The organism is Thalassolituus oleivorans MIL-1 (genome assembly GCF_000355675.1).
GTDB lineage: Bacteria > Pseudomonadota > Gammaproteobacteria > Pseudomonadales > Oceanobacteraceae > Thalassolituus > Thalassolituus oleivorans.
This window is the reverse complement of the sequence record NC_020888.1, coordinates 997262-1019985: the sequence shown is the minus strand read 5'-3', so window position 1 is coordinate 1019985 and position 22724 is coordinate 997262. Positions and strand designations below refer to the sequence as shown.

The following is a 22724-nucleotide window of genomic DNA, read 5'->3' as shown; positions in this document are numbered from 1 at the left end:
TCAATACCATGAGTAGCTTACTGATTAATGCCAGCGAACATATTTTAACCATGACGTTTAATCGTCCTGAAAAATACAATGCTCTCGACATTGATACGTTTAAACTTTTAGCCAAGGCTCTTTATCAACTCGAACATGACCCTGAATTACGGGTAGGTATTTTGCTCGCTAACGGTAAACATTTTACCTCGGGGCTAGAACTCGATAAATGGGCACCAATATTCGCCAAAGGCGTCATGCCAACGCTAGCAGACGATGAATTAGACCCTTATGGCATTAGCGGTCAACGTTTAACCAAGCCGCTAATTATTGCTACTCAAGGTCTGTGCTACACCAGTGGTCTAGAGCTATTACTTAATACAGATATTCGTATCGCCACACCCGAAACTCGTTTTGCCCAACTTGAAGTTAAACGTGGCATCTACCCTTGCGGTGGCGGCACAGTACGCTTGCCCGAAGAAATTGGCTGGGGACGAGCGCAGCGATATCTATTAACCGGCGATGAATTTACCGGACAGCAAGCTTATGACTGGGGCATGGTACAAGAACTTTGTAGCGCCGATGAACTTGCAAATAAGGCACACGAGATCGCCACTAAAATAGCGGCGGCGGCACCATTAGGTGTACAAGCAGCACTCAGGTCATCCAAACTGGCACGCTTTGAAGGCGACACTACGGCGCTATCTCATGTATTTGATGACATGCCAAACATCATTGCCAGCGCCGATGCGCGCGAAGGGGTGATGTCATTTATGCAGCGCCGTGAGGCAAAGTTCACGGGTAAATAAACCAATACCACGCCCATAAAAAAACCCGCTTAAATGCGGGTTTTTTTATTTAAACTGAAGCTGCGCTACTCAACCTTTCGGCTTTTGGTAGGACTTTTTCAGCTGTTTACGCGCTTTCTCAATCTTGTTCTTACGCACGTTTGCCGTTCGTTCAACCGCTTCTGCACGACGACGACTACTGTGTTTAACTTCCTTAGTTTTGTCCGCAAATGGGTTTTCACCTTGGCGGAATTCAAAACGGATCGGCGTACCTTTAATTTCTAATACGCGACGGAAAGTATTGGCTAAGTAACGACGATAATCTTCGGGTAAGTCATTAGCTAAGTTACCGTGTACCACGATAATCGGTGGGTTTGATCCACCTTGGTGAGCATAACGCAACTTAGGTCGACGCCCACGAACCACCGGTGGCTGATGACTGCCAACAGCATCTTCTAAAATGCGAGTTAGCATATTGGTTTGCCATTTCGCCATCGCCGATGCATAAGCCTGGTCAACAGAGTCATACAAATGGCCAACACCGGTGCCGTGCAAGGCAGAAATAAAGTGCATTTCGGCAAAGGTTAAAAAGCCAAAACGGCGGTCAATTTCATCTTTAACACGCTGCTTATCATCGGCATCCATACCGTCCCATTTATTGATGGCGATAACCAATGCACGACCTGAGTTCAAAACAAAGCTCAGCATGTGTAAATCTTGTTCAACAATACCTTGGCGTGCATCCAAAACTAAAATACACACATGGCAATCTTGAATGGCTTGCAGTGTTTTAATAATCGAGAATTTTTCGGCCGCTTCAGTAATGTTTTTACGACGACGAATACCCGCCGTATCGATCAGGGTGTAATCCTGACCATGACGTTCATATGGAATATAAATACTGTCACGAGTTGTACCGGCTTCGTCATACACCACTACACGATCTTCACCAAGAAAGCGGTTAATCAGCGTCGATTTACCGACGTTCGGACGACCGACCACGGCAATTTTGGTGCCTTTAATATTCAGCTGCTCGTGTTCAATTGCACGCTCAGCTTCATCCGGCAGATATCCAGTTTCTTCTTCTGGCTCGACTTTAGGATGAAGTTTCTCCATCACGTAATCGATTAATGTGGTGATACCACGGTTATGCGCAGCAGCAATCGGAATCGCTTCACCCATACCTAATTCGAAGAATTCGGCGAGCACAACATCGGGATTTTTACCGTCGATTTTATTCGCAATTAAATACGCAGACTTACCACTACGGCGCAAATAATCGGCGATCATACGATCGCCCGCAGTGATACCAGCGCCAACATCGACCATGAAGAACACGATGTCGGCTTCTTTTATCGCTTGAAAACTCTGTGACGCCATCGCCTCGTCAATACCCTCTTCTTGCCCACTGATACCACCGGTATCAATCACAATAAAAGGATACTCACCCACTTTGCCTTCACCGTATTTACGATCGCGAGTTAAGCCAGCAATCTCAGCAACCAGTGCATCACGGGTTTTAGTTAAGCGGTTAAATAATGTCGATTTACCAACGTTCGGACGCCCGACCAGCGCTATGACAGGAACCATCTTCAGGAACCCTCAGAAAAATAACACGAATTGCGGGCAGCCCTAGCCGCCCATATATAAAGCCTAATTCTCATCGCGCGCTAAACGCGAATCAAGACTCAACGTTCAATAACAGTAGCTCACCAGTATTGGTGTATACCAATAAGCCAGCATCCGTCGCGACTAGCGTACTACGGATACCAAAATCTTTACCGCGCAGTGCGCGCCAGTTAGTGGCTTCGCCCTGATTTGGGAAACTCATATGAATGGGACGAGGACGCAATAAAATACGACCGGTTATATGACCATCAACCTGACTCATGGTATGAACATAGCCTTCACCATCAGCAACGGCTAACTGAGTGCCGATGGCGGTTACTTGTCCAACTTCACGACCCGTTAAAGCGGTTTGTTTCCACGCTTTAGCACCATTCACCATGTCGTAAGACTGAATGCTGTCGTCTTCCAAAGTCAGATACAAGCTACCAAGCGCTAACTCTGGGCTGGTATAGCTAGAGCCGTCTTCTTCCCAAATGGTTTCACCCATTTGAGAAATTGCCGCAATTTTACCGTGATAAGCAGCAGCGTAGAGAATGCCGTTATCCCAGATCGGCGCGCCATCAACATCCACTAAGCGCTCTAACTCAGAGCGACCATCAGGTGACGCTAAGCGCACATTCCAGCGAGGTATACCGAGTGCTTTATCTAAAGCCACCACTTTACCGGTAGCAAAACCGGTAACGACTAATTGTTCTAGCACGACGGGCGCGCCCGTACCGCGTACGGTTAATACTGGCGCAGCCGTTTGATACGACCATGCCTGTTTACCATCGGCACGTTCAAACGCAGAGGTACGACCATCTACCGTTTGCACAAACACACGCGCGTCATCAGTGGATGCAGGAGAAACCGCTTCACTGCTCAATTGCGTGATCCAAACGACATCGCCGGTTGCAGTATCAAGACAGACGAGGCTGCCATCATTTGTGCTTACAAATAACTGCTCACCAGCAACACTAACTCCACCTAAAATAGCGAAGTCTAATTGTGTGCTCCAGCGCTCACGCCCGTTCTCTAAGTTCAAAGCAGATACAATACCTGATGTATCTGCTGCGTAGACTGTGTCGTCCTGCACAACGGCTTTCAAACGCGTATAGCTGCTTCCTGGCCCGTTACCTAAAGTGGCGCGCCAGCTCACGGATAAATCAACACTGCCATCCGTATCCGGTAGCGTGGGCGATTTAACCGACTGGCTTGAACATGCCCCTACAAGGGCAGACATCATCAGGACAAGAAGCAAACGCATTAGGCGTCTCCAGCGATGGCCAAGCTATCAGCCTTACGTTGCAACGCTGGATTATTAATACCCAGTTCTTGAGCCGCTCCTAAAGCGCGCAAATAAGCTTCACGGGCAGCCGCTTTGTCACCCTTCAGGAACAGAGCATCACCACGAGTTTCTTCAAATTGCGGCGCATAAGCTGGATCAGGGATATTAGTAACAATTGCTAAAGCTTCATCCAGTTTCTCTTGCTGCACTAAAATAGCGGCTAAGCGTGCTTGGGCGGTGTATTTGATCGGCCCTTTGTCAGCGCTAGCAATCAGTGCATTCAGCTCAGCAACAGCACTGTCGTAATCACCGGCTTCTGCAGCAAAACGGGCAATAAACAAGCTGCCGAAATCAGCGTAAGAAGTGCTGCTGTAATCGCTTTTTAGTTGTTCAGCCAATGCTTGCATCTCTGCTTTGGCAGCGGCATCTTGGCTTTCTGCTGGTTTCGCAGATAACTCAACTAATTGGCTGTAAACAGCAGAAGCCGCTTCACCAGTTTGCTGTTGGTTGTTTTGCCAAGCACCCCAACCAAACCAGCCAGCAGCAACCACAGCAATCGTAGTTACAACGCCTGCGCCGTTGTCTGACCACCATTTTTTCAACGCTTCTGCTTGTTCTTCATCCGTACGCAATTCAGTCATGCTTATTTATCCCCAACACGAGTCCGTTGTTGTTCTATTAATATGTTAGTTGATCAGTTTACGTGTTCAGCCAGCCAAGCCGACACGTCGGCTTGAGCCAGTGTCTGCTGGTCTGCACCGCCACGCATATCTTTAACCGTTACATTGCCATCAGCGATTTCGCTCTCGCCCAACAGCAAGGCAAAATGGGCGCCGCTTTTATCGGCTTTTTTCATCTGACTCTTGAAGCTGCCGCCGCCACAATGGGTTTGGACCCGCAGCCAAGGGTGTTCACCACGAATACGATCAGACAACAGAAGCGCCGCTTTGTCAGCTCCAACACCGACGCCACAAACATACACGTCGATCGTTTGTAACACTTCAGCTGGAATCAATTCTAGTGTTTCAAGCAATAAGATAAGACGCTCAACGCCCATGGCAAAGCCGACCGCAGGGGTTGGCTTACCACCTAATTGCTCGACCAAGCCATCATAACGACCGCCAGCACACACAGTACCTTGTGCACCAAGCTTATCAGTAACCCACTCAAATACGGTTTTACAGTAGTAATCAAGGCCACGTACTAAACGCTGGTTAATCTCGTATTTCACACCAGCGCTATCGAGGATATCGCGCAAGGTGGCGAAGTGCTCGCGACTTTCGTCATCCAGATAGTCATGAAGTTCCGGCGCGCCCACCAATACCGCCTGAGTTTGCGGATCTTTACTATCCAACACTCGCAATGGATTCGTTTCTAAGCGGCGCAAGCTATCTTCATCGAGCTGATCTTTGCGCTCGCTTAAAAACTCAACCAAGGCATCGCGGTAGCGCGCGCGCGCTTCGTTACTGCCTAAGGTATTTAGCTGCAACGTCACCGAATCGCTTAACCCTAAGAACTGCCACAAACGAGCGGTCATCAGAATCACTTCAGCGTCGATATCGGGGGTCGCCATCCCAAAGGTTTCAACACCAATTTGGAAAAACTGACGATACCGACCTTTTTGCGGACGTTCATGGCGGAACATAGGGCCTGTGTACCACAAACGTTGAGTTTGGTTATACAACAAACCATGTTCTTCACAAGCGCGAACACAACTAGCCGTACCTTCTGGGCGCAATGTCAGGCTATCGCCATTGCGGTCTTCAAACGTGTACATTTCTTTTTCAACGATATCGGTGACTTCACCAATAGAGCGTTTGAAAAGCGCCGTCTGCTCTAAAATCGGCATACGAATTTCATCATAACCGTAGCCAGCAAGAACGTCTTTTACAGTACCTTCTAAATACTGCCACACAGGGCTTTGCGCAGGTAGAACGTCGTTCATACCGCGAATTGCTTGAATATTTTTAGCCATAAACTCGATCTAAATTCCTAGTGCAACCCAAATTAAACGTCGGTCGCGATAATGTCTTTGCGCTCTTCAGCGAGCTTAGCTGCACGCGCACGAATCAAACGTTCGAGGTCGTCGACTAAATTGTCATTGGTGAGTTTTTCCGCTGGCTTGCCGTCGATATAAACCAAATTAGGCTGCCCACCAGTTAACCCTAAATCGACTTCTTTTGCTTCGCCTGGACCGTTAACCACACAGCCAATCACTGCAACATCCATACTGGTACGGATATCTTCAGTGCGCATTTCCAGCTCGTTCATTGTTTTGATCACATCAAAATTTTGACGTGAGCAACTCGGACAGGCAATAAAGTTAATGCCGCGTGAACGCAGTTTTAACGATTTCAGCATGTCCCAGCCGACTTTAACTTCTTCAATCGGATCCGCTGCTAGCGATACTCGGATAGTGTCGCCAATACCGTCCCACAACAATAAACCTAAACCAATAGACGACTTCACTGTGCCGCCACGTAAACCACCCGCTTCGGTAATACCTAAATGCAATGGTTGCTCAATTTGGCCTGCGATCTGACGATAAGCCGCTACCGTCATAAAAATATCGGATGCTTTTAAGCTCAGTTTGAAATCAGGGAAATTCAAACGATCCAAGATGTCGATATGGCGCATGGCTGACTCAACCAAAGCATCTGGTGTCGGTTCGCCGTATTTCTTTTGTAGGTCTTTTTCTAACGAACCGGCATTCACGCCAATACGAATCGGAATACCGTTATGACGCGCGGCTTCAACCACTTCACGTACGCGGTCTTCGCGGCCAATATTACCCGGATTTATGCGCAAACAATCCACACCTAATTCGGCAACGCGCAGGGCAATACGGTAATCAAAATGGATATCTGCAACCAAAGGGACGTCGACTAATTTACGAATCTTACCGAAAGCCTCAGCGGCATCCATTGTCGGCACCGATACGCGCACAATATCAACACCCGCATCTTGCGCGCGCTTAATTTGCGCAACCGTTGCAGCCACATCAGTGGTCTCGGTATTTGTCATGGTTTGCACAGCAATCGGTGCATCACCGCCTACTGGCACATTACCGACCCAGATTTTACGACTGAGGCGGCGCTTAATTGGATTTGGTTGATTCTTATTCATGCACCGTGCCCTGCCAATGATTCTTGGTACAAACGATATTCGGTCGAGTTAGTAAAGTTTTGCTTCAGCTCAGTGGCAAACTCAATCGCACGCGCCGTATTTTGCTGAATAGTGACTAACTTAATTCCAAGCCACAAACTATGGGCCGTATGACGCGTTTGGTTACGCTGCACTAAACGATCAAAACGGTCGAAATACTTGAGCGACTCTTCGTAATTTTGCGCTTCAAATAACAATGTAGAGACGTTAACTAAAGCATCGACGTTATAAGGAGCCAAACGCAAGGTTTGCAAATACGCATCAATAGCCAGTTGACTCTTATCCATGCGATAAAAATTCAATGCTAAATCATTGTAAGCGCCCGGACGATTATCGTAATAACGATCGTCGGCTGCTTTTTGTAAATTCTCTTGGGCTTTTTCGGATTGCTTTAATTGCGAATACAAACGACCAATATGATGACGCGCTAAAGTATAGGTTTTGTCTTCACTGATGGCTTTCAGAAAATATTCTTCAGCTAAATCCAGTTCACCTTCGGTTTGCCAAACCATGCCCATAGCATCGTTCGCAGGAGCATAATTGGGATTAATGGCTAACGCTTTTTGCAAACGCTGACGGGCCCAATCAGGACGCCCTTTTTGTAAATACCCTATGCCCAGCTGGGTATAGTTCTCGACTGATTTTTCAGGAGATTCTTTTTTAGTAAAACGACTTTCCGTTACAGTCACGCACCCTGCAAGAAAGAAAATCGGTAGGCAAATTAATAGACAACGAGCTAACACACGTCCTGTCATAGCGATGGGCCTTCTTGGGTTTGTTCAGAATCTATATTGTCTAGCTGAATAGCATTGATATAGCGTTCACTGCGGCGAGTGCGATCCTCAACACGACCGACCAACTGACCACAAGCGGCGTCGATATCGTCACCACGGGTGGAACGAATAGTAACGATATGACCTTGGTTTACTAAATAATCGCGGAAACGATAAAGGCGATTATTGCTTGGGCGTTTATAGCCCGAATTCGGAAATGGATTAAACGGAATAAGGTTAATCTTACACGGAACCTGTTTCATCAGTTCCGATAGTTCAACCGCATGTTCCATTTCGTCATTAACGCCTTCCATCATAGTGTATTCGATGGTTGCTTTACGGCGATCCGGCAGCTTACTTAAATAACGATTCGTTGCAGCAATCAATTCTTTCAGTGGATATTTTTTATTGATCGGCACGAGTTTATTACGCAGTTCGTCGTTTGGCGCATGTAAGGATACTGCCAATGAGACGTCGGTAACGTCACCGAGTTTATCCATCATAGGAACAACGCCAGAGGTACTTAACGTCACTCGACGCTTAGACAAACCATAAGCGTTATCGTCCATCATTAGGTTCATCGAATCGACCACGTTGTCGAAGTTCAACAGTGGCTCGCCCATGCCCATCATGACGACGTTAGTAATTTTGCGTTCGCGACGCTCCCCCGGCTTGTCGAAACTCATGGCCGCAACAAATACTTGGCCAATGATTTCAGCTACGGAAAGATCACGGTTAAAACCTTGTTTGCCGGTGGAGCAAAAACTGCAATCCAACGCACAACCAATCTGCGAGCTAACACACAGAGTGCCACGCTCTTTTTCGGGGATGTAGACGGTTTCAATTGAGCTGCCACCAGGCATACGCATCACCCACTTTTGGGTGCCGTCTTTCGAAACATCGTGGTACACAACTTCCGGCAATCGGATTTCGCTGACCTCAGCAAGCTTAGCGCGCAGGCCCTTGCCCATATTGGTCATTTTTTCGAAATCTGCCTCACCTAACTGATGAATCCATTTCAGCATTTGCTGAGCACGAAAACGCTTTTCACCTAAATCAGCGAAGAAGGCTTCCATTTTGGCGGGCGACAAGCCCAACAGATTGATTTTTTCGGGGGTATCGGTCATCAGTGTTTACCTGGTGTGGCGCATCCTGAACGGAAGAAACGGAAGGAGCTCCTGCCCCCTCCGTAAACTGCCACTTAGCGTGAGCAGATTTCGTCAGCAGCGAAGAAGTATGCAATTTCGCGTGCAGCAGATTCAGCAGAATCAGAACCGTGTGCAGCGTTTGCATCGATGCTTTCTGCGAAGTCAGCGCGGATAGTGCCTGGTGCTGCTTCTTTAGGGTTAGTAGCGCCCATTAGATCGCGGTTTTTAGCGATTGCGCCTTCACCTTCAAGAACCTGTACAACAACAGGACCAGAAGTCATGAAACCAACCAAATCTTTGAAAAAGCCACGCTCAGAGTGTTCAGCGTAGAAACCGCCCGCTTTTTCGTCATCCAGTTTGATCATCTTAGCAGCAACGATCTGTAGACCAGCTTTTTCGAAACGAGATTGGATTTCGCCGATTACGTTTTTTGCAACAGCGTCTGGTTTGATGATCGACAGAGTACGTTCAACAGCCATTTTTTAGCTCCATTTGTGTGTTTAAGAGAAGTTATAGGGTTAAAACCCGCGGATTATACGCAGGTTTTCATGAAAGTTGTACGCATGACGTCATCCTAGTAACAATTGACGACTGCTTGTTTCAATGACTACGCAGTAAGGTCACTACTCGAGTGATCTCTTGTATGGCGTTATCAATATCGTCGGCCGTGGTAAAACGCCCCACACTCATGCGTAAACCGGCATGGGCAAGTACATCACTGCGACCAATGGCTTTCAAAACATAAGACGGTTCGACGCTGGCCGAGGTACAGGCAGACCCCGACGACACCGCAACTTTGGCTAGGGACGCGAGTAAAATTTCACCGTCCAAACCACCGAAACTCACGTTTAAATGATTAGCAACACGTTGATCTAAATGACCATTAATATACACGTCACCCAGCGCCTGAATGCCCAGCCATAAACGATCGCGTAATGTACGAATGCGCTTTTCATCGGCTTCTAGTTGCTCTTGGCAAAGACGTGCTGCTTCCCCAATTCCTACCAACTGATGCGTTGGCAAAGTACCCGAGCGCATACCACGCTCATGGCCACCACCATGCATCTGCGCCACCAACTTAACTTGCGGATCACGACGCACATACAGAGCGCCAATACCTTTGGGACCGTAAAACTTATGCGCTGATATCGACAGCAGATCAACCTGCCAGTCGTTAATATTAACCGCCATCTTGCCCACGGCCTGTGCCGCGTCGACGTGCAGTAACGCAGAGTGCTTAGCTAACAATTTTGCAATTGCGGCGACATCGGTAATCGTCCCTAACTCGTTGTTCACCGCCATTAGCGTTACCAAGCACGTATCATCCCGTAGCGAAGCGGCAACTTGCTGCGGATCAATCAAACCATCGGCATCAGGACTCAACCAAGTAACATCAACATCATGGTACTGCTGTAAGTATGCGCAGGTATCAAGGACAGCCTTATGTTCAATCACCGAGGTAATGATGTGCAGCGGCCGACCTGGCTGTTCGCGGCGCAGCCACTCAACGACACCTTTGATCGCCAAGTTATTGCTTTCTGTTGCACCAGACGTCCAAACAATTTCACGCGGATCGGCGCTTATTAAATCCGCCACTTGACGACGCGCAACCTCTACCGCCTGCTCCGCTTGCCAGCCAAATCGATGCGAACGAGACGCCGGATTAGCAAAGTTACCGTCCAGTGTGAGGCACTGCCCCATACGTTCCGCAACAATAGCATCAACAGGAGTAGTGGCGGCGTAATCGAGATAGAGAGATTTCATGGTCGACCTGTTCGGCAAGGCAAATGCGTGATTTAGGCCGCCATTTTGCGTATGACGCCTGTAAGGTCAAGTGCTGATTCGAACGGCGACATCACTTAGCTAACCGCTAGAACAGAACTTAGTTGGAACCTTCGGAGCTCAGCAATAGATCAATGCGGCTGTTGGCGCGCTCGTCTTGGCGCGCTGCGGTGGCTTGGATTTCACGACGCTCTATCAAAGCATTTAGAGTGATATCGCTTAAAAAATTGTGGATCTGATCGCTCAGGTCCAACCAAAGATGATGCGTTAAGCACTCTAGACCTTCTTGGCAGTCACCCTTGCGATTACAACGGGTGGCATCCATTGATTCATTAACGGCATCGACAATTTCAGCAACGTTGATGCTTGTGTCTTCACGACTTAAGCGATAACCACCACCTGGGCCACGAACGCTAGCGACTAAACCGCTGCGGCGTAATTTAGCGAACAACTGCTCTAAATAAGACAGCGAAATCCCCTGACGACCAGAAATATCATTAAGGCTTACCGGGCCGCGACTGGCATGCAATGCCAAATCTAACATCGCGGTGACCGCATAACGGCCTTTGGTCGTCAAACGCATAAGGGACTCCTAAAAACAGTAATTGAGAAGCATTATGCGGATGCCCTACTATTTCAGTCAACTATAACCGACCTGAAATCCATCTTGTTTACTTGAGAATTACCAATTATCTAAGCGTTCGGCTTTTCATCCGCAATGTCCGTACCTTCTGGCAACACTCCGTCCTCATCACGCTTTAAACGCTCATGCAGGCAAACAAAAGTTTCTTTCTCAAGTTCCGGCAGAGCTTCGTCACAGGTGTGATCGCCAAGACGATTCAACGCCCGACACATACTATCGATCTTGCCATCAACGGCGTGCATATGATCCATAAGGTTATGGATCGAACGAGCAATCGGATCTGGCATTTCGTCGGCCATACCATAGGCATCAAAACCAATTTTCGCAGCAATCGCGCGACGACGATCTTCCAATTCAGACGATGCTTTTGTTGCAGCCTTGCGCACGATACGACCAGGAATACCCACCACAGTGACGCCTTCCGGCACATCTTTAGTCACTACCGCATTAGAACCAATACGAGCCTCTTTGCCGACGGTAATAGGTCCCAGAACTTTGGCCCCTGCACCAACGACTACGCCATCCAGCAAAGTAGGATGACGCTTACCTTTTTTCCAGCTAGTACCGCCCAGCGTTACCCCGTGATAAAGCGTGCAGTCATCGCCAATTTCTGCCGTCTCACCGATGACTACACCCATGCCGTGATCAATAAAAAAGCGGCGACCAATGGTGGCTCCGGGATGAATCTCAATGCCAGTCATCCAACGGCTAAAGGTCGACAGCATACGCGCCAGCCACTTAAGGCCTTTGTGCCATAACCAATTAGCAATACGATGATGCAAAATCGCGTGCACCCCAGGGTAGGTTGTCAGCACCTCAAACGTGTTTCTTGCCGCAGGATCGCGCTCAAAAACGCAAGCGATGTCTTCACGAAATTGTTTAAAACTCACAGCGAATCCTCTTGTTGATCCTGAGCCTCTGGCGTATCCACAACAGAGGTATCTTGAGCGGATACTAGCGCAGTTTGCTTACCAACTGCCGCTAACATGCCGCGCAATATATTAATTTCTAACTTGTCCGGCGCAGCACGCTGGAACAACCGCTGAATACGAGGCATCAGCTGCTTAGGAGTATTGGGGTCGAGGAAGCCAATCTCAATGAGAGTTTTCTCCATATGCTGCAACATACCGTTCAACTCCCCATGAGTCGCCAGAGGATAATCCCAATTAACACCCCACTGCGCATCCTCGTGTACATCGCCAATGGCCGCCAGCCGCAGTTCATAGGCCATCACCTGAATGGCTTGGGCAACATTCAGCGACGAGAATTCCTCGTCGGTGGGAATGTGTACGTGTGCGTTGCACTTATGCAGCTCTTCATTCGTTAAACCACGCGATTCTCGACCAAAAACCAAGGCCACCTGATTATTCACAGCTACTTCTGCCGCTTTCGCTGCACATTGACGAGGATTCATTAACGGCCACGGAATATGACGACTGCGAGCACTTGTGCCCACGACTAGGCCACAATCCGCAATCGCATCGTCTAATGTTGGGCAAATGACGGCGTTACGCAAAATATCGTCGGCACGAGATGAACGCTGGATCGCGTCTTCATCTATGCTGGCAATAGGATCGACTAGGTATAAACGGCTCAGCCCCATGTTTTTCATGGCTCGCGCTGCCGCGCCTATGTTGCCGGAGTGCGTTGTGTTTACCATCACTATGCGAATTTGGTCGAGCATCTAAACCTGCCTTTTGCGGACCTTCTGCGGACCTTTTCGAGATTCAAAGACGACAAGCAAGTGCTTGCTAATCGAGGGTCGGCAAGTGTAACGCAAAATTGGCTTCGCCAACCACTCACAGGCTGCTATAATCCGCGGCCGAATTTGTTTCAACTGTTCTTTAAGAGATAGCAACCCCTATGCAGCCCATGGTTAACTTGGCGTTGCGCGCTGCGCGTAACGCAGGTCTGGACCTTGTCCGCCGTCTTGACCGCTTCGATTCGTCCCAAAGTACGGATCAAGAAAAAGCAAAATTTGTCGCCGATTGCACCATCGGTTTGGAAAAAGGCATCATCTTCGAATTGAAGAAGGCGCTACCAGACAATAACTTTGAAGGTCGCGAAACCGGCCTCAATGCTGGCGACACTAAGCAACCAACGTGGCAGGTGTGCGTCATCGACGACGTTGCCAACTTCCGCGTAGGGATTCCTGCATTTGCTATCATCATAGCTTGTGTGAATCACGGTAAAACGGATCACGCTGTTATTCTGAACCCGATGAACGGTGACGAATTCACAGCTTCCCGAGGACGTGGTGCACAGCTAAACAATCGCCGCATCCGCTGCGGTGGCCTCAACACATTGACCGACGCCATGATTGGCTTCACTCAGCCACTAGGTTTGAGCGAGTCAGGCTATGAGCAACGCGCGAAAATCCAGCAGCTTCTAATGAAGAACTACGATTTACGCAGCATTGGCTCCAACGCGTTATCAATGGCATATGTTGCTGCTGATCGCTTCCAAGCTGCTTTACTGTCAGATGTCGATTCGTTCTCATTAACGGCAGGCAGCTTACTAGCTTCTGAAGCGGGTTGTTTACTGGCCGACGTAACAGGCCAACCACGTATCGTTGCTCCTGCAAATATCGTGATCACCAATCCTCGCTTATTGAAGACATTGCTAACCCTCGACTAAACTCGATGCGTTGCTTGTCTATTAGCCAGTACCGGACAATCATGTCTAATGATTGCCTGATACTGGTTGAACTCGGATGCCTACCTATACTGACGAAAGACACCTTTGGAGGAGTCCTTCATGATCTGGCATCAAATTACCCTATTATTAGGCTGGCTTGCTGAACCTCAGTGCTGTGACGAACTTGAGTTACACACCATCGAGCATCACGAGTGACCAGGCATAAAAAAGCGACTCTATGAGTCGCTTTTTTTATCTACGCTTTAGCGCTTAACGAACAGCAGAAACATCTTCCGCTTGCGGACCTTTTTGGCCACGCACAACGCTAAACTTAACGCGTTGACCTTCAGTCAATGAACGATGACCTTGACCACGGATTGAGCGGAAGTGAACAAATACATCTTCACCTTCGTCCCAAGTAATAAAACCGAAGCCTTTTTTCACGTTAAACCATTTAACAACACCGCGCTCACGACCATCTTCAACATCGCTTTCCACAATCGTGCCACTACTACGCTGGCGACGACGACGCGAAGGCACTAAAAAGGCTGAGCCCAAGCTAATTAGAAACGTAAGAACACCGATCACAATCAAAAGATCAGTCATACCAACAACCGTTGTCAGGTTGTCTGAGTTAAGAAGTTCACCATTCGCCAAGGTGAGCCCCTCCGTCATGCCACTTAACAATGCGGCGACTACAAACGGAGAAACAATGGCGAACACCAATGCCACAATTATTTTACGTACTAGCAATTTACCCATGCGTTATCTCGTATCACTCGTTATTATCACAGATGTCACAAATATGTCGGCAACAAAGCCATTGCCAAGTGGGCTATGAAAGCCCAATTCATTAAAAAAATCAACACGATAGCTAGAGTGTCTGAACCATGAGCAGTGATAACGCACAAATAAGTGCAGAAAAGCAGCAATTACGCATCGAAGAGCTTGAAACGCGCATGGCGTTTTTAGAAGAAATCGTCGATACCCTCAACAATCAACTATCGTCCGTCACCCAAGATTTTCTTATGGCGCGTCAAGCCATGCAGATGATGAACCAACGCCTAGAGCAGATGCAGAATCAAGATTCTGGTCTGCGAGATTTTGCTGATGAACCGCCTCCACCACATTATTAGTCGTCTTGGCGCGGGATGTCACACCTGCGCCCTTTGCCCTCGCTCTTCTTTTTATACGAACAGAATCACTACATAAGCTATATATCGGCAGAAATTCACTGCTGAATGCCTCATACCGACATTTCAACTGTAACTGCCAAGGGGTACACTAGCGCCGCGAATTAGTGACACCAGAGAATTTTATGAGTTTGTTTAAAAGTATCCGTTCAAGTATTTTTCGCTGGCAGCAAAAATTGCTCTACAGCGTTATCAAAACCAAAATCATCGGACCCGATGTCAGTGAGTTCGACATTGATCCAAATAAGCCGATTATCTACGCGACACTCTACCCGTCCTACGGCGAACAACTCGTTATTGACCGAGAAGTAAATAAGTTCAACTGGCCTAGCCCTCGCCGTCAGGCCCAAAGTGCCGGTTTATCCGCCAAGCCCTATTTCAGCATTTATCGTCGCTCGTCGGTTCCATTCCGCAAACAAGGGGTGCCTATTGTCGCACGCCAATTAATTAAGCATGCCGAGTGGCTTTCAGAAGACGAGCAACGCGAAATTCAAATTGTTCCGGTTCGCGTATTCTGGGGCCGTGCACCAGAAAAAGAACGCTCATTTTTACGCATTTGGTTGCAAAGCAGCGGAGCGCTTGGTGGTCGAGTTTTAACGCTAATGGCTATTTTACTCAATGGTCGCAACACATTCGTTCACTTTAGTCGCCCTATCTCCTTACGCGACTTGTACGACAGTGAAAAATCACCAGAATTGTTAGCGCGGAAAGTTGCCCGTGTACTACGAGTGCACAACCGCCAGGTATCAGCTTCGGTTCTCGGGCCAGACCTATCACACCGCCGTACGCTTGTGCATCAATTACCTAATCGTCCTATGGTGCGCAAAGCCATCGAAGATGAAATAGAAAAACAAGGAAAACCAAGAGCAAAGCTTCAGGCACAAGCACTTAAATATGCCGACGAAATTGCTTCAAATATTTCCTATACCAATATCCGTTTCCTCGATGTCATGCTGACTTGGGTTTGGAACAAAATATACAACGGCATAGAACTGCATAATATTGGCCATCTGCGCGACATCAGCAAAGACAACACCATCATTTATGTTCCTTGCCATCGTAGCCACATTGATTACTTACTACTGTCTTATGTGCTTTACCACAAAGGCTTACAAATGCCGCAAATTGCAGCTGGCATTAACTTAAACATGCCTATTGTCGGTTCCATTCTAAGACGCGGCGGCGCATTCTTCATGCGCCGTACCTTCCGTGACAATAAATTGTACGCCGCAGTATTTGATGAGTACCTGCACTCTATTTTCACCCACGGCTATTCTGCCGAATATTTTGTTGAAGGTGGGCGTAGTCGCACTGGTCGCACCCTAACACCCAAAGCAGGCATGTTAGCCATGACACTGCGCAGCTATTTGCGCGATTCGCGTAAGCCAATTATTTTCATGCCGATTTATACAGGCTACGAAAAAGTATTTGAAGCCAACAGTTATCTGGGCGAGTTACGCGGCCAGAAAAAGAAAAAAGAGAGCTTGCTAGGTGTGCTCGGCACTTTACGCTCTTTCAAGAACTCGTTCGGCAAAGTAAACGTAACGTTTGGCGATCCAATTTACTTCACTGAATTTTTAAATGAGCGTCGTCCTCAATGGCGCGAAGAGGATTACACTGAGTGTAATTATCGCCCAGAGTGGGCACCAAAAATGGTTGATGATTTAGCCTTACAAGTGGCCACAGAAATTAACCGCGCAACATCGGTTAACCCAGTTAACTTAATGGCCTTGAGTATACTGTCGGCTCCACGCCAAGCGATGGACGAGCAACAACTGGTTGTGCAAATGGAAGCGTATCGCGATTTGCTCAAGCAAGCACCGTATAGCCATCTAACAGTATTACCAGAAGGCACTGGCTCTGAGTGGTTAAGCTACAATGAAAAATTAGATATTGTTTCGCGCTCTCCTCACCCAATGGGCGATCTAATCCAAACGAATGATCGTCAAGCGGTCACTCTTACCTACTACCGCAATAACGTATTGCACGTTTTAGCGCTACCATCTTTAATCGCGTGCTTGTTCGTAAATAACCGTCGCTACACCTCTGAAGAAGTCTTGAGCACGATTCGCTGCCTGTACCCGTACTTACAAGCGGAACTGTTTTTACAATGGAAAGCTGAAGATTTAGAGAGTGATATTCATCGCTGGCTGAATATCCTTACCGAATCCGGTTATTTAATCGAACACGAACAAGGCTTCCATGCGACACCGTCAAGCAGTGACAAATTCGCTCTTTTAGAAGGATTAGCTGCACATGTAATGCAAACATTAGAGCGCTATTTCTTAACGCTATCGCGCTTAATAAACAAAGGCTCAAACGCATTAACCGCAGTCGAGTTAGAAGATCAGTGTACCCAAGTAGCACAGCGCATCAGTATGCTTTATGGAATTAATGCACCGGAATTTTTCGATAAAGCGCTATTCCGTACCTTGATCCAAGAGCTTATTAGCAATGGCATGCTACGCCGTCATGAAGATGGAACCTTAATTGTAGAGCCGGCGATTAATGCGCTATCTGAGGCATTAGAACAGGTACTTGATGGCGCACTGCGTCAAAGTATCTTACGCAGCCTATAAAAAGCGCAGCCTACAAAAAAGGCGTAGCTCTAGATTAGAGCTACGCCTTTTTTCAATCTTGATTTACGCGGATCGCCTGACATTTAGCTCGGCGGAAGCACCTTAGCCAATGCATACACATCAAAGCGATTAGCTTTACCCGTTAAAGCATAACTTGGCGCACGCCCCGCTAAGGGAGCAGCTTTGCGACCACGCTTTACCACCACGCGACAACGCGCACAGGCAAGTGCACGCTCAAGTAAGTCATCGGCATCCATATCTTGCCCGACCACATCACGAAACGCCTGCATGTCCTTTTTTACTTGCGCAGTCGCTTTGGGATCGTGATCAAACATAGGATCAAGATAAATAACATCGGCTAAATACCCCTCACTTGGTGCTTGTAGCAATTGATGGCTACTGCCAAACGAGAGCGTGATACGTTCGATAATGTCGGCAATTTCTGGATCATATGCGGCGCGCTGTAAACCATCTTCCAGCAAGGCCGCTACCACGGGCTGACGCTCAAAGGCTTGTACTCGACAACCAAGGGTCGCCAATACAAAACTATCGCGCCCAAGACCCGCTGTGGCGTCGACAACCGTCGGTTGATACGCACCAGTAATACCAATGGCCTTGGCGATATCTTGCCCTTTACCACCACCAAACCGACGGCGATGTGCTGCTGCCCCACCGCTAAAATCGACCTGAACCGCAGTACGGGTTTGCTCGCCCTGACGCAAACTTAAGCCAGTTTGATCAAGACACAAATGAAAGCCAGAAGTATCTAACAAGGTAGGTTCTGCTAGCGTTAATCCAAAACGAGTAGCAATAACCTGAGCTCGCTGCGCCAACTCAGGCACAAGACAAATCAAACTCGGCATAAAACGCTAAACAAAAAATAGAAGCAAGATACCACCCAGCAATAGGCGATAAACAACGAATGGCAACATACCGATGCGACTGATAAACGCGAGGAAGTAGTAAATACATACCCAAGCACTGATCGCAGAAATTAGCACACCTAAGCCTAATGCTTGCCAATCGACAGGTGCAACTGACTGCAACAGCTCCAGCGTTTTAAGACCGCCAGCGGCGAGAATTAACGGTATGGATAATAAAAATGAAAAACGAGCAGCATCAACACGATGTAATCCGAGCAATAAAGCAGCTGTCATCGTAATCCCAGAACGCGATGTACCTGGAATTAAGGCAATCATTTGCGCCAAGCCAATGACTAGCGCAATCATCAAGGTCATATTAGCTAAGGTTAAACGTTCTTTACGGACAATATCCGAATAACCCAGCAATAAACCAAAGCCGATTGTGGTGATGGCAATCACCAGTGTTGAACGCAGATTCTCTTCAATCCAACTCTCAAGTAGCAAACCGGCTAGTCCTGCCGGAATCGTTGCCAAAATGACATACCACGCTAAGCGCGCGTCGGAATCAGGATTGCGGGTCCAGCCGGTAACACACCAACGCGTAACGAGTTGCTGTATGTCTTTGCGAAAATAAATAATAACCGCGGCTAATGTACCAACATGAACAGCAACGTCGAAAGCGAGTCCTTGGTCATCCCAGCCAAATAACCGCGACGGTAAAATAAGATGCGCCGAACTGGAAATGGGTAAAAATTCAGTTAAGCCCTGCAGAATAGCTAATACAACAATTTCTAATGTATCCACACAAAGTCCTTACAGAGAGAATAAGTTAAATGCGTTTAAGGAGACTGGGCTGTTCGTCCAGTTTTTTCCAAGCAACAGAATTACGCAAATAAACCGGCTGTTGGTTCTCGGCATCGGTAAATAATCCTTTATCCCACGCATCAATAACCAAGGGCACCATCATGCGTGCTTCAGGACGTAACATCGCTAACTCGGCATCCAACTCCGCGAATACTGGAAGCTGCAGTCCATCTCCGGCAAGAATGCCATTAAAATTAGTCATATCACTGATACAAGCGTCAGGACTTCCAACTTGCTCGGCTGCAAGCGCACGACTTAACTTTCCATCGCGCTGAAAATGCCCCCAGAAAACTTCACCCATGTGAGCATCCATAATCGCCATGACTTCATTGGCAGAGCTCGCACTGAAGGCCGCCTGCGCAACAGCTTGTAGGGACGAAATACCTTTAACAGGTAAATCCAAAGCCAAAGCAATACCTTGAGTAACCGAAGCAGCAATACGAATACCCGTAAAAGAACCAGGCCCACAACCATAGGCAATGCCATCAAGTTGCGCGGCTGTTAAGCCACAATCACTAAGGGCTTCATCAATCATAGGCAACAAGCGCTGCGCATGACGACGGGGCTGCTCTTCGGTTAATGCAAATAATTTTTCTTCATGCCAAACCGCAACAGAACATAACGACGACGAAGCATCGATAACTAACAAACTGGCCATGATTAGATACCACTGAAAATGCGCTCGAAGTATACCAAGGAATTTTACCCAACGTCGCCCGTAATAATCACCACGGTTCAACATAAAAGCCAAATCACAGACAATAAAAAACCCGGCAAGCCGGGTTTTTTATTAGCACATCAAATAAAACCTAAAGGTTTTATTCTGCTGCTGGAGTTTCAACTACTGGTGCTTCTGCTGGTGCATCAAATACTGATGCAACAACTGGCTCTGCGGCTTTGTCAGCAACTGGCGCGGCAGCGGCTTTCGCTGGGCGGCCACGCTTTGCTGCAGGCTTAGCTGGGGTAGTTGCTGCTTTCGCTGGACGACCACGCTTTGCAGCTGGTTTAGCTGCGGCTTCAGTCGTTGCGGCTTTCGCTGGACGACCACGCTTTGCAGCTGGCTTAGCAGCGGCTTCAGTCGTTGCGGCTTTCGCTGGACGACCACGCTTTGCAGCTGGTTTAGCAGCGGCTTCAGTCGTTGCGGCTTTCGCTGGGCGACCACGCTTTGCAGCTGGCTTAGCTACGGCTGCAGTCGTAGCGGCTTTCGCTGGACGACCACGCTTTGCAGCTGGCTTAGCTACAGCTTCAGTCGTTGCAGCTTTCGCTGGACGACCGCGTTTTTTTGGAGCGGCTGCTGGAGCTGCTGCCGTAGCGGCTTTCGCTGGGCGACCACGTTTTTTTGGAGCGGCTGCAGGAGTGGCTGCTGCTTTCGCTGGACGACCACGTTTCTTCGGTGCTGCTGAAGCTGTTGCTGTAGTCGCTGCTTTCGCTGGACGACCACGTTTTGCCGCTGGCTTAGCAGTAGCTGTTGAGCCCGCTAATTTTTTAATAGTAGCGGCAGCTTTCTTTTCTTCACGAGCAGCTTGCGCTTTTACTTTAGCAGCGTCTTGGGTGCTGCGAGTTTTACGCCATTTAACTTCAAATGCTGCCAATGCTTTTGCCAATTCGGCATCTGCTTTAGCAGCAATAGAAGCTTCAAATGCTGCAATTGCAGTTTTAGCTTGTTCAGTTGCATCGGCGATACGAACTTCAACCTGTGCTGACTTAAGATCTGCCTTCGCTGCAGTTAGTGTTGCACGAAGAGCTGCCAACTTTTCTTTTTCTGCTTTAACTTTAGCTGCGGCTGAAACAACAGCACGCTTTGCAGCTGCAGTTGCACGCGGGCCTGCGGCTTTAGTTTTCGCTTCAGCTGCTTTTTTAAGTGCTGCGTCTACGCGCTCTTGTTGCTTAGTAATTGCAACAGCTGCTTTTTCTACTGCTGCAGTTGCTTTTGCAATTGCTGCTGGAACGACAGAAGTAGCTACTGTTTTAACAGCAGGTTTACGTCCGCGTTTGGCAGGAGCTTTTTTAGGTCTAGCCATAGGTTGAATCCTCTAATATTTGCCTGATCAGGTAAGCTAACGCTAGCACAACTTAATAGTGTGCATAAGCCAACTGAAGCAATAATAGTATTTTTATTTAAAAAAACCAAAAGTTGTTTATCAATATTATGTGAATTAGCACTATTAATGTCCTTTTGGCGGTAAAAGTTCATCATTTGAATGATATGAACCGATTTTTTTCTATTCAAATAAGTATCTGCGTCTAACGACATATTCATATTGACGCTTTTGACCGGCTCTAAAGAAAAGGCAATAACACCTTTTTCAAATAACTTAAGGTATTACCAAGGCAGCTGGATGCCGAAGAATAACCAATGTTAGGTCGAATATATGCACCTGTATGAATTGATCATTGCTATAGATTAACTAGGGGAGAAGATATGCGGTGCCGAGACAAAAATAAAAAAAGAGGCCATAAGGCCTCTTCTCTTTCGATAACGATTCAGGATTAAGCTAAAGCAGCCAATACCTTCGCAGTAATATCGTTTAACGAACCAACACCAGGAATGTGACTATACTTTGGCGCGCTATCGCCCTTTTCTGCTTCTAACTTTTTATAGAAGCTAACTAAAGGCGCTGTTTGATCATGATAAATAGCTAAACGCTTACGCACAGTATCTTCTTCATCATCCGGACGCTGAACTAACTCGTCACCCGTTTCATCGTCTTTACCTTCCACTTTTGGTGGATTGTAAACTAGGTGATAAACACGACCAGAACCAGGATGTACGCGACGCCCACTTAGACGTTTAACAATTTCTTCATCAGCTACGTCAATTTCAACAACATGATCAATTTCCACACCGCCTTCTAATAACGCTTCCGCTTGCGGAATCGTGCGCGGGAAACCATCAAATAGAAAACCGTTTACACAGTCGTCTTGTTGAATACGTTCTTTAACTAGGTCGATAATGATTTCATCAGAAACCAAACCGCCGGTTTCCATGATTTCTTTTACCTTTAAACCAAGCTCACTGCCGGCTTTAACAGCAGCGCGTAGCATATCCCCAGTAGAGATTTGCGGAATAGCAAACTGTTCACATATAAACTGGGCCTGAGTACCTTTACCAGCACCTGGCGCACCCAATAGAATCACGCGCATGCGCATACTCCTCGAGATTAAAAAAACTGGCCGCCTGAACATATTGTTTAAATTTTGATCAGGTTGGCGAAAAAATAGGCCTAACCTTACTCCGAAGGCGCTTTAGTCTCAAGTGATTGTAGAGAATTTTGCCCGTTAAGAAGTATCGACTTTGGTCGTTATTGAACCGTGCAACAGAAGATAACTAGGGCTACAACCCGCATAAATACTAGGCTTTGCGTAAAACCTCGGCTGAAATAGCCGAGGCACGGAATATGAGCAATACGCACA

The 22724-nt window shown here is 47.6% G+C and carries 22 protein-coding genes; 4 read left to right on the top strand and 18 right to left on the bottom strand.

Annotation, left to right across the window (positions count from 1 at the left end):
* Nucleotides 1-8 precede the first annotated feature (8 nt).
* On the top strand, nucleotides 9-788 hold the full coding sequence (locus tag TOL_RS04610) for a crotonase/enoyl-CoA hydratase family protein (protein ID WP_015486129.1): 780 nt from the start codon (nucleotides 9-11) through the stop codon (nucleotides 786-788).
* A 69-nt stretch (nucleotides 789-857) separates the two neighbouring features.
* Here the strand turns inward: TOL_RS04610 and der are convergent, their stop codons facing one another.
* From der to trmJ, 12 genes are all read right to left on the bottom strand, one after another.
* Nucleotides 858-2357, bottom strand: coding sequence for a ribosome biogenesis GTPase Der (gene der / locus TOL_RS04605; RefSeq protein ID WP_015486128.1), 1500 nt, complete (start codon nucleotides 2355-2357; stop codon nucleotides 858-860).
* A gap of 91 nt (nucleotides 2358-2448) precedes the next feature.
* Nucleotides 2449-3642, bottom strand: a complete 1194-nt coding sequence (gene bamB / locus TOL_RS04600) for an outer membrane protein assembly factor BamB (RefSeq protein ID WP_015486127.1) — start codon at nucleotides 3640-3642, stop codon at nucleotides 2449-2451.
* Entirely contained in the window at nucleotides 3642-4304 is a 663-nt protein-coding gene (locus TOL_RS04595) for a YfgM family protein (protein WP_015486126.1), read from the bottom strand. The genes bamB and TOL_RS04595 overlap by 1 nt, the downstream gene beginning before the upstream one ends.
* A 53-nt stretch (nucleotides 4305-4357) precedes the next feature.
* Nucleotides 4358-5638, bottom strand: a complete 1281-nt coding sequence (gene hisS / locus TOL_RS04590; protein ID WP_015486125.1) for a histidine--tRNA ligase — start codon at nucleotides 5636-5638, stop codon at nucleotides 4358-4360.
* Nucleotides 5639-5670: 32 nt separating this feature from the next.
* Nucleotides 5671-6789: a flavodoxin-dependent (E)-4-hydroxy-3-methylbut-2-enyl-diphosphate synthase gene (gene ispG / locus TOL_RS04585; protein ID WP_015486124.1), complete on the bottom strand. Its 1119-nt coding sequence runs from the start codon at nucleotides 6787-6789 to the stop codon at nucleotides 5671-5673.
* Nucleotides 6786-7583 carry a tetratricopeptide repeat protein gene (locus tag TOL_RS04580; RefSeq protein ID WP_015486123.1) on the bottom strand — a complete coding sequence of 266 codons (798 nt, stop codon included), beginning with the start codon at nucleotides 7581-7583 and terminating at the stop codon, nucleotides 6786-6788. Before TOL_RS04580 ends, ispG begins: the two co-directional genes overlap by 4 nt.
* Complete coding sequence (gene rlmN, locus TOL_RS04575; RefSeq protein ID WP_015486122.1) at nucleotides 7580-8728, bottom strand: dual-specificity RNA methyltransferase RlmN; 1149 nt, start codon at nucleotides 8726-8728, stop codon at nucleotides 7580-7582. The genes TOL_RS04580 and rlmN overlap by 4 nt, the downstream gene beginning before the upstream one ends.
* A 74-nt stretch (nucleotides 8729-8802) precedes the next feature.
* The gene (ndk, locus tag TOL_RS04570; protein ID WP_015486121.1) at nucleotides 8803-9228 is read right to left on the bottom strand and encodes a nucleoside-diphosphate kinase; all 426 of its coding nucleotides are present in this window, start codon (nucleotides 9226-9228) and stop codon (nucleotides 8803-8805) included.
* Between the two features lie 121 nt (nucleotides 9229-9349).
* Nucleotides 9350-10513 (bottom strand): aminotransferase class V-fold PLP-dependent enzyme, encoded by a 1164-nt coding sequence (locus tag TOL_RS04565; RefSeq protein WP_015486120.1) that lies wholly within the window; start codon nucleotides 10511-10513, stop codon nucleotides 9350-9352.
* Between the two features lie 118 nt (nucleotides 10514-10631).
* Nucleotides 10632-11114: a Fe-S cluster assembly transcriptional regulator IscR gene (gene iscR, locus TOL_RS04560; protein WP_015486119.1), complete on the bottom strand. Its 483-nt coding sequence runs from the start codon at nucleotides 11112-11114 to the stop codon at nucleotides 10632-10634.
* Nucleotides 11115-11224: 110 nt separating this feature from the next.
* Nucleotides 11225-12064 (bottom strand): serine O-acetyltransferase, encoded by an 840-nt coding sequence (gene cysE / locus TOL_RS04555; RefSeq protein WP_015486118.1) that lies wholly within the window; start codon nucleotides 12062-12064, stop codon nucleotides 11225-11227.
* Entirely contained in the window at nucleotides 12061-12858 is a 798-nt protein-coding gene (gene trmJ / locus TOL_RS04550; RefSeq protein ID WP_015486117.1) for a tRNA (cytosine(32)/uridine(32)-2'-O)-methyltransferase TrmJ, read from the bottom strand. Before trmJ ends, cysE begins: the two co-directional genes overlap by 4 nt.
* 179 nt (nucleotides 12859-13037) lie before the next feature.
* Between trmJ and TOL_RS04545 the strand changes: the two genes are divergently transcribed.
* Nucleotides 13038-13811, top strand: coding sequence for an inositol monophosphatase family protein (locus tag TOL_RS04545; RefSeq protein ID WP_015486116.1), 774 nt, complete (start codon nucleotides 13038-13040; stop codon nucleotides 13809-13811).
* Between the two features lie 270 nt (nucleotides 13812-14081).
* Here TOL_RS04545 and TOL_RS19405 read toward each other — a convergent pair whose 3' ends face one another.
* On the bottom strand, nucleotides 14082-14573 hold the full coding sequence (locus TOL_RS19405; protein WP_015486114.1) for a cold-shock protein: 492 nt from the start codon (nucleotides 14571-14573) through the stop codon (nucleotides 14082-14084).
* A gap of 128 nt (nucleotides 14574-14701) precedes the next feature.
* Here TOL_RS19405 and TOL_RS04535 point away from each other — a divergent pair, with 128 nt between their 5' ends.
* Nucleotides 14702-14947, top strand: coding sequence for a SlyX family protein (locus tag TOL_RS04535; protein WP_015486113.1), 246 nt, complete (start codon nucleotides 14702-14704; stop codon nucleotides 14945-14947).
* A 182-nt stretch (nucleotides 14948-15129) separates the two neighbouring features.
* Nucleotides 15130-17583, top strand: a complete 2454-nt coding sequence (plsB, locus tag TOL_RS04530) for a glycerol-3-phosphate 1-O-acyltransferase PlsB (RefSeq protein ID WP_015486112.1) — start codon at nucleotides 15130-15132, stop codon at nucleotides 17581-17583.
* Between the two features lie 83 nt (nucleotides 17584-17666).
* Here the strand turns inward: plsB and TOL_RS04525 are convergent, their stop codons facing one another.
* The 5 genes from TOL_RS04525 to adk all read right to left on the bottom strand — a co-directional run bounded on the left by TOL_RS04525 (nucleotide 17667) and on the right by adk (nucleotide 22454).
* Nucleotides 17667-18446 carry a class I SAM-dependent methyltransferase gene (locus TOL_RS04525; RefSeq protein WP_015486111.1) on the bottom strand — a complete coding sequence of 260 codons (780 nt, stop codon included), beginning with the start codon at nucleotides 18444-18446 and terminating at the stop codon, nucleotides 17667-17669.
* Between the two features lie 6 nt (nucleotides 18447-18452).
* The gene (locus tag TOL_RS04520) at nucleotides 18453-19250 is read right to left on the bottom strand and encodes an undecaprenyl-diphosphate phosphatase (RefSeq protein WP_015486110.1); all 798 of its coding nucleotides are present in this window, start codon (nucleotides 19248-19250) and stop codon (nucleotides 18453-18455) included.
* A gap of 25 nt (nucleotides 19251-19275) precedes the next feature.
* Nucleotides 19276-19968 (bottom strand): tRNA (adenosine(37)-N6)-threonylcarbamoyltransferase complex dimerization subunit type 1 TsaB, encoded by a 693-nt coding sequence (gene tsaB / locus TOL_RS04515; RefSeq protein ID WP_015486109.1) that lies wholly within the window; start codon nucleotides 19966-19968, stop codon nucleotides 19276-19278.
* Between the two features lie 160 nt (nucleotides 19969-20128).
* Complete coding sequence (locus TOL_RS18170; RefSeq protein WP_015486108.1) at nucleotides 20129-21331, bottom strand: hypothetical protein; 1203 nt, start codon at nucleotides 21329-21331, stop codon at nucleotides 20129-20131.
* Between the two features lie 469 nt (nucleotides 21332-21800).
* Nucleotides 21801-22454: an adenylate kinase gene (adk, locus tag TOL_RS04505; protein ID WP_015486106.1), complete on the bottom strand. Its 654-nt coding sequence runs from the start codon at nucleotides 22452-22454 to the stop codon at nucleotides 21801-21803.
* Nucleotides 22455-22724: the final 270 nt, after the last annotated feature.

Bases quoted from the DNA above. Each gene is read 5' to 3' on its own strand.
- TOL_RS04610 (WP_015486129.1), top strand. From the start codon at position 9: ATGAGTAGCTTACTGATTAATGCCAGCGAACATATTTTAACCATGACG.
- der (WP_015486128.1), bottom strand. From the start codon at position 2,357: ATGGTTCCTGTCATAGCGCTGGTCGGGCGTCCGAACGTTGGTAAATCG.
- bamB (WP_015486127.1), bottom strand. From the start codon at position 3,642: ATGCGTTTGCTTCTTGTCCTGATGATGTCTGCCCTTGTAGGGGCATGT.
- TOL_RS04595 (WP_015486126.1), bottom strand. From the start codon at position 4,304: ATGACTGAATTGCGTACGGATGAAGAACAAGCAGAAGCGTTGAAAAAA.
- hisS (WP_015486125.1), bottom strand. From the start codon at position 5,638: ATGGCTAAAAATATTCAAGCAATTCGCGGTATGAACGACGTTCTACCT.
- ispG (WP_015486124.1), bottom strand. From the start codon at position 6,789: ATGAATAAGAATCAACCAAATCCAATTAAGCGCCGCCTCAGTCGTAAA.
- TOL_RS04580 (WP_015486123.1), bottom strand. From the start codon at position 7,583: ATGACAGGACGTGTGTTAGCTCGTTGTCTATTAATTTGCCTACCGATT.
- rlmN (WP_015486122.1), bottom strand. From the start codon at position 8,728: ATGACCGATACCCCCGAAAAAATCAATCTGTTGGGCTTGTCGCCCGCC.
- ndk (WP_015486121.1), bottom strand. From the start codon at position 9,228: ATGGCTGTTGAACGTACTCTGTCGATCATCAAACCAGACGCTGTTGCA.
- TOL_RS04565 (WP_015486120.1), bottom strand. From the start codon at position 10,513: ATGAAATCTCTCTATCTCGATTACGCCGCCACTACTCCTGTTGATGCT.
- iscR (WP_015486119.1), bottom strand. From the start codon at position 11,114: ATGCGTTTGACGACCAAAGGCCGTTATGCGGTCACCGCGATGTTAGAT.
- trmJ (WP_015486117.1), bottom strand. From the start codon at position 12,858: ATGCTCGACCAAATTCGCATAGTGATGGTAAACACAACGCACTCCGGC.
- TOL_RS04545 (WP_015486116.1), top strand. From the start codon at position 13,038: ATGCAGCCCATGGTTAACTTGGCGTTGCGCGCTGCGCGTAACGCAGGT.
- TOL_RS19405 (WP_015486114.1), bottom strand. From the start codon at position 14,573: ATGGGTAAATTGCTAGTACGTAAAATAATTGTGGCATTGGTGTTCGCC.
- TOL_RS04535 (WP_015486113.1), top strand. From the start codon at position 14,702: ATGAGCAGTGATAACGCACAAATAAGTGCAGAAAAGCAGCAATTACGC.
- plsB (WP_015486112.1), top strand. From the start codon at position 15,130: ATGAGTTTGTTTAAAAGTATCCGTTCAAGTATTTTTCGCTGGCAGCAA.
- TOL_RS04525 (WP_015486111.1), bottom strand. From the start codon at position 18,446: ATGCCGAGTTTGATTTGTCTTGTGCCTGAGTTGGCGCAGCGAGCTCAG.
- tsaB (WP_015486109.1), bottom strand. From the start codon at position 19,968: ATGGCCAGTTTGTTAGTTATCGATGCTTCGTCGTCGTTATGTTCTGTT.
- TOL_RS18170 (WP_015486108.1), bottom strand. From the start codon at position 21,331: ATGGCTAGACCTAAAAAAGCTCCTGCCAAACGCGGACGTAAACCTGCT.
- adk (WP_015486106.1), bottom strand. From the start codon at position 22,454: ATGCGCGTGATTCTATTGGGTGCGCCAGGTGCTGGTAAAGGTACTCAG.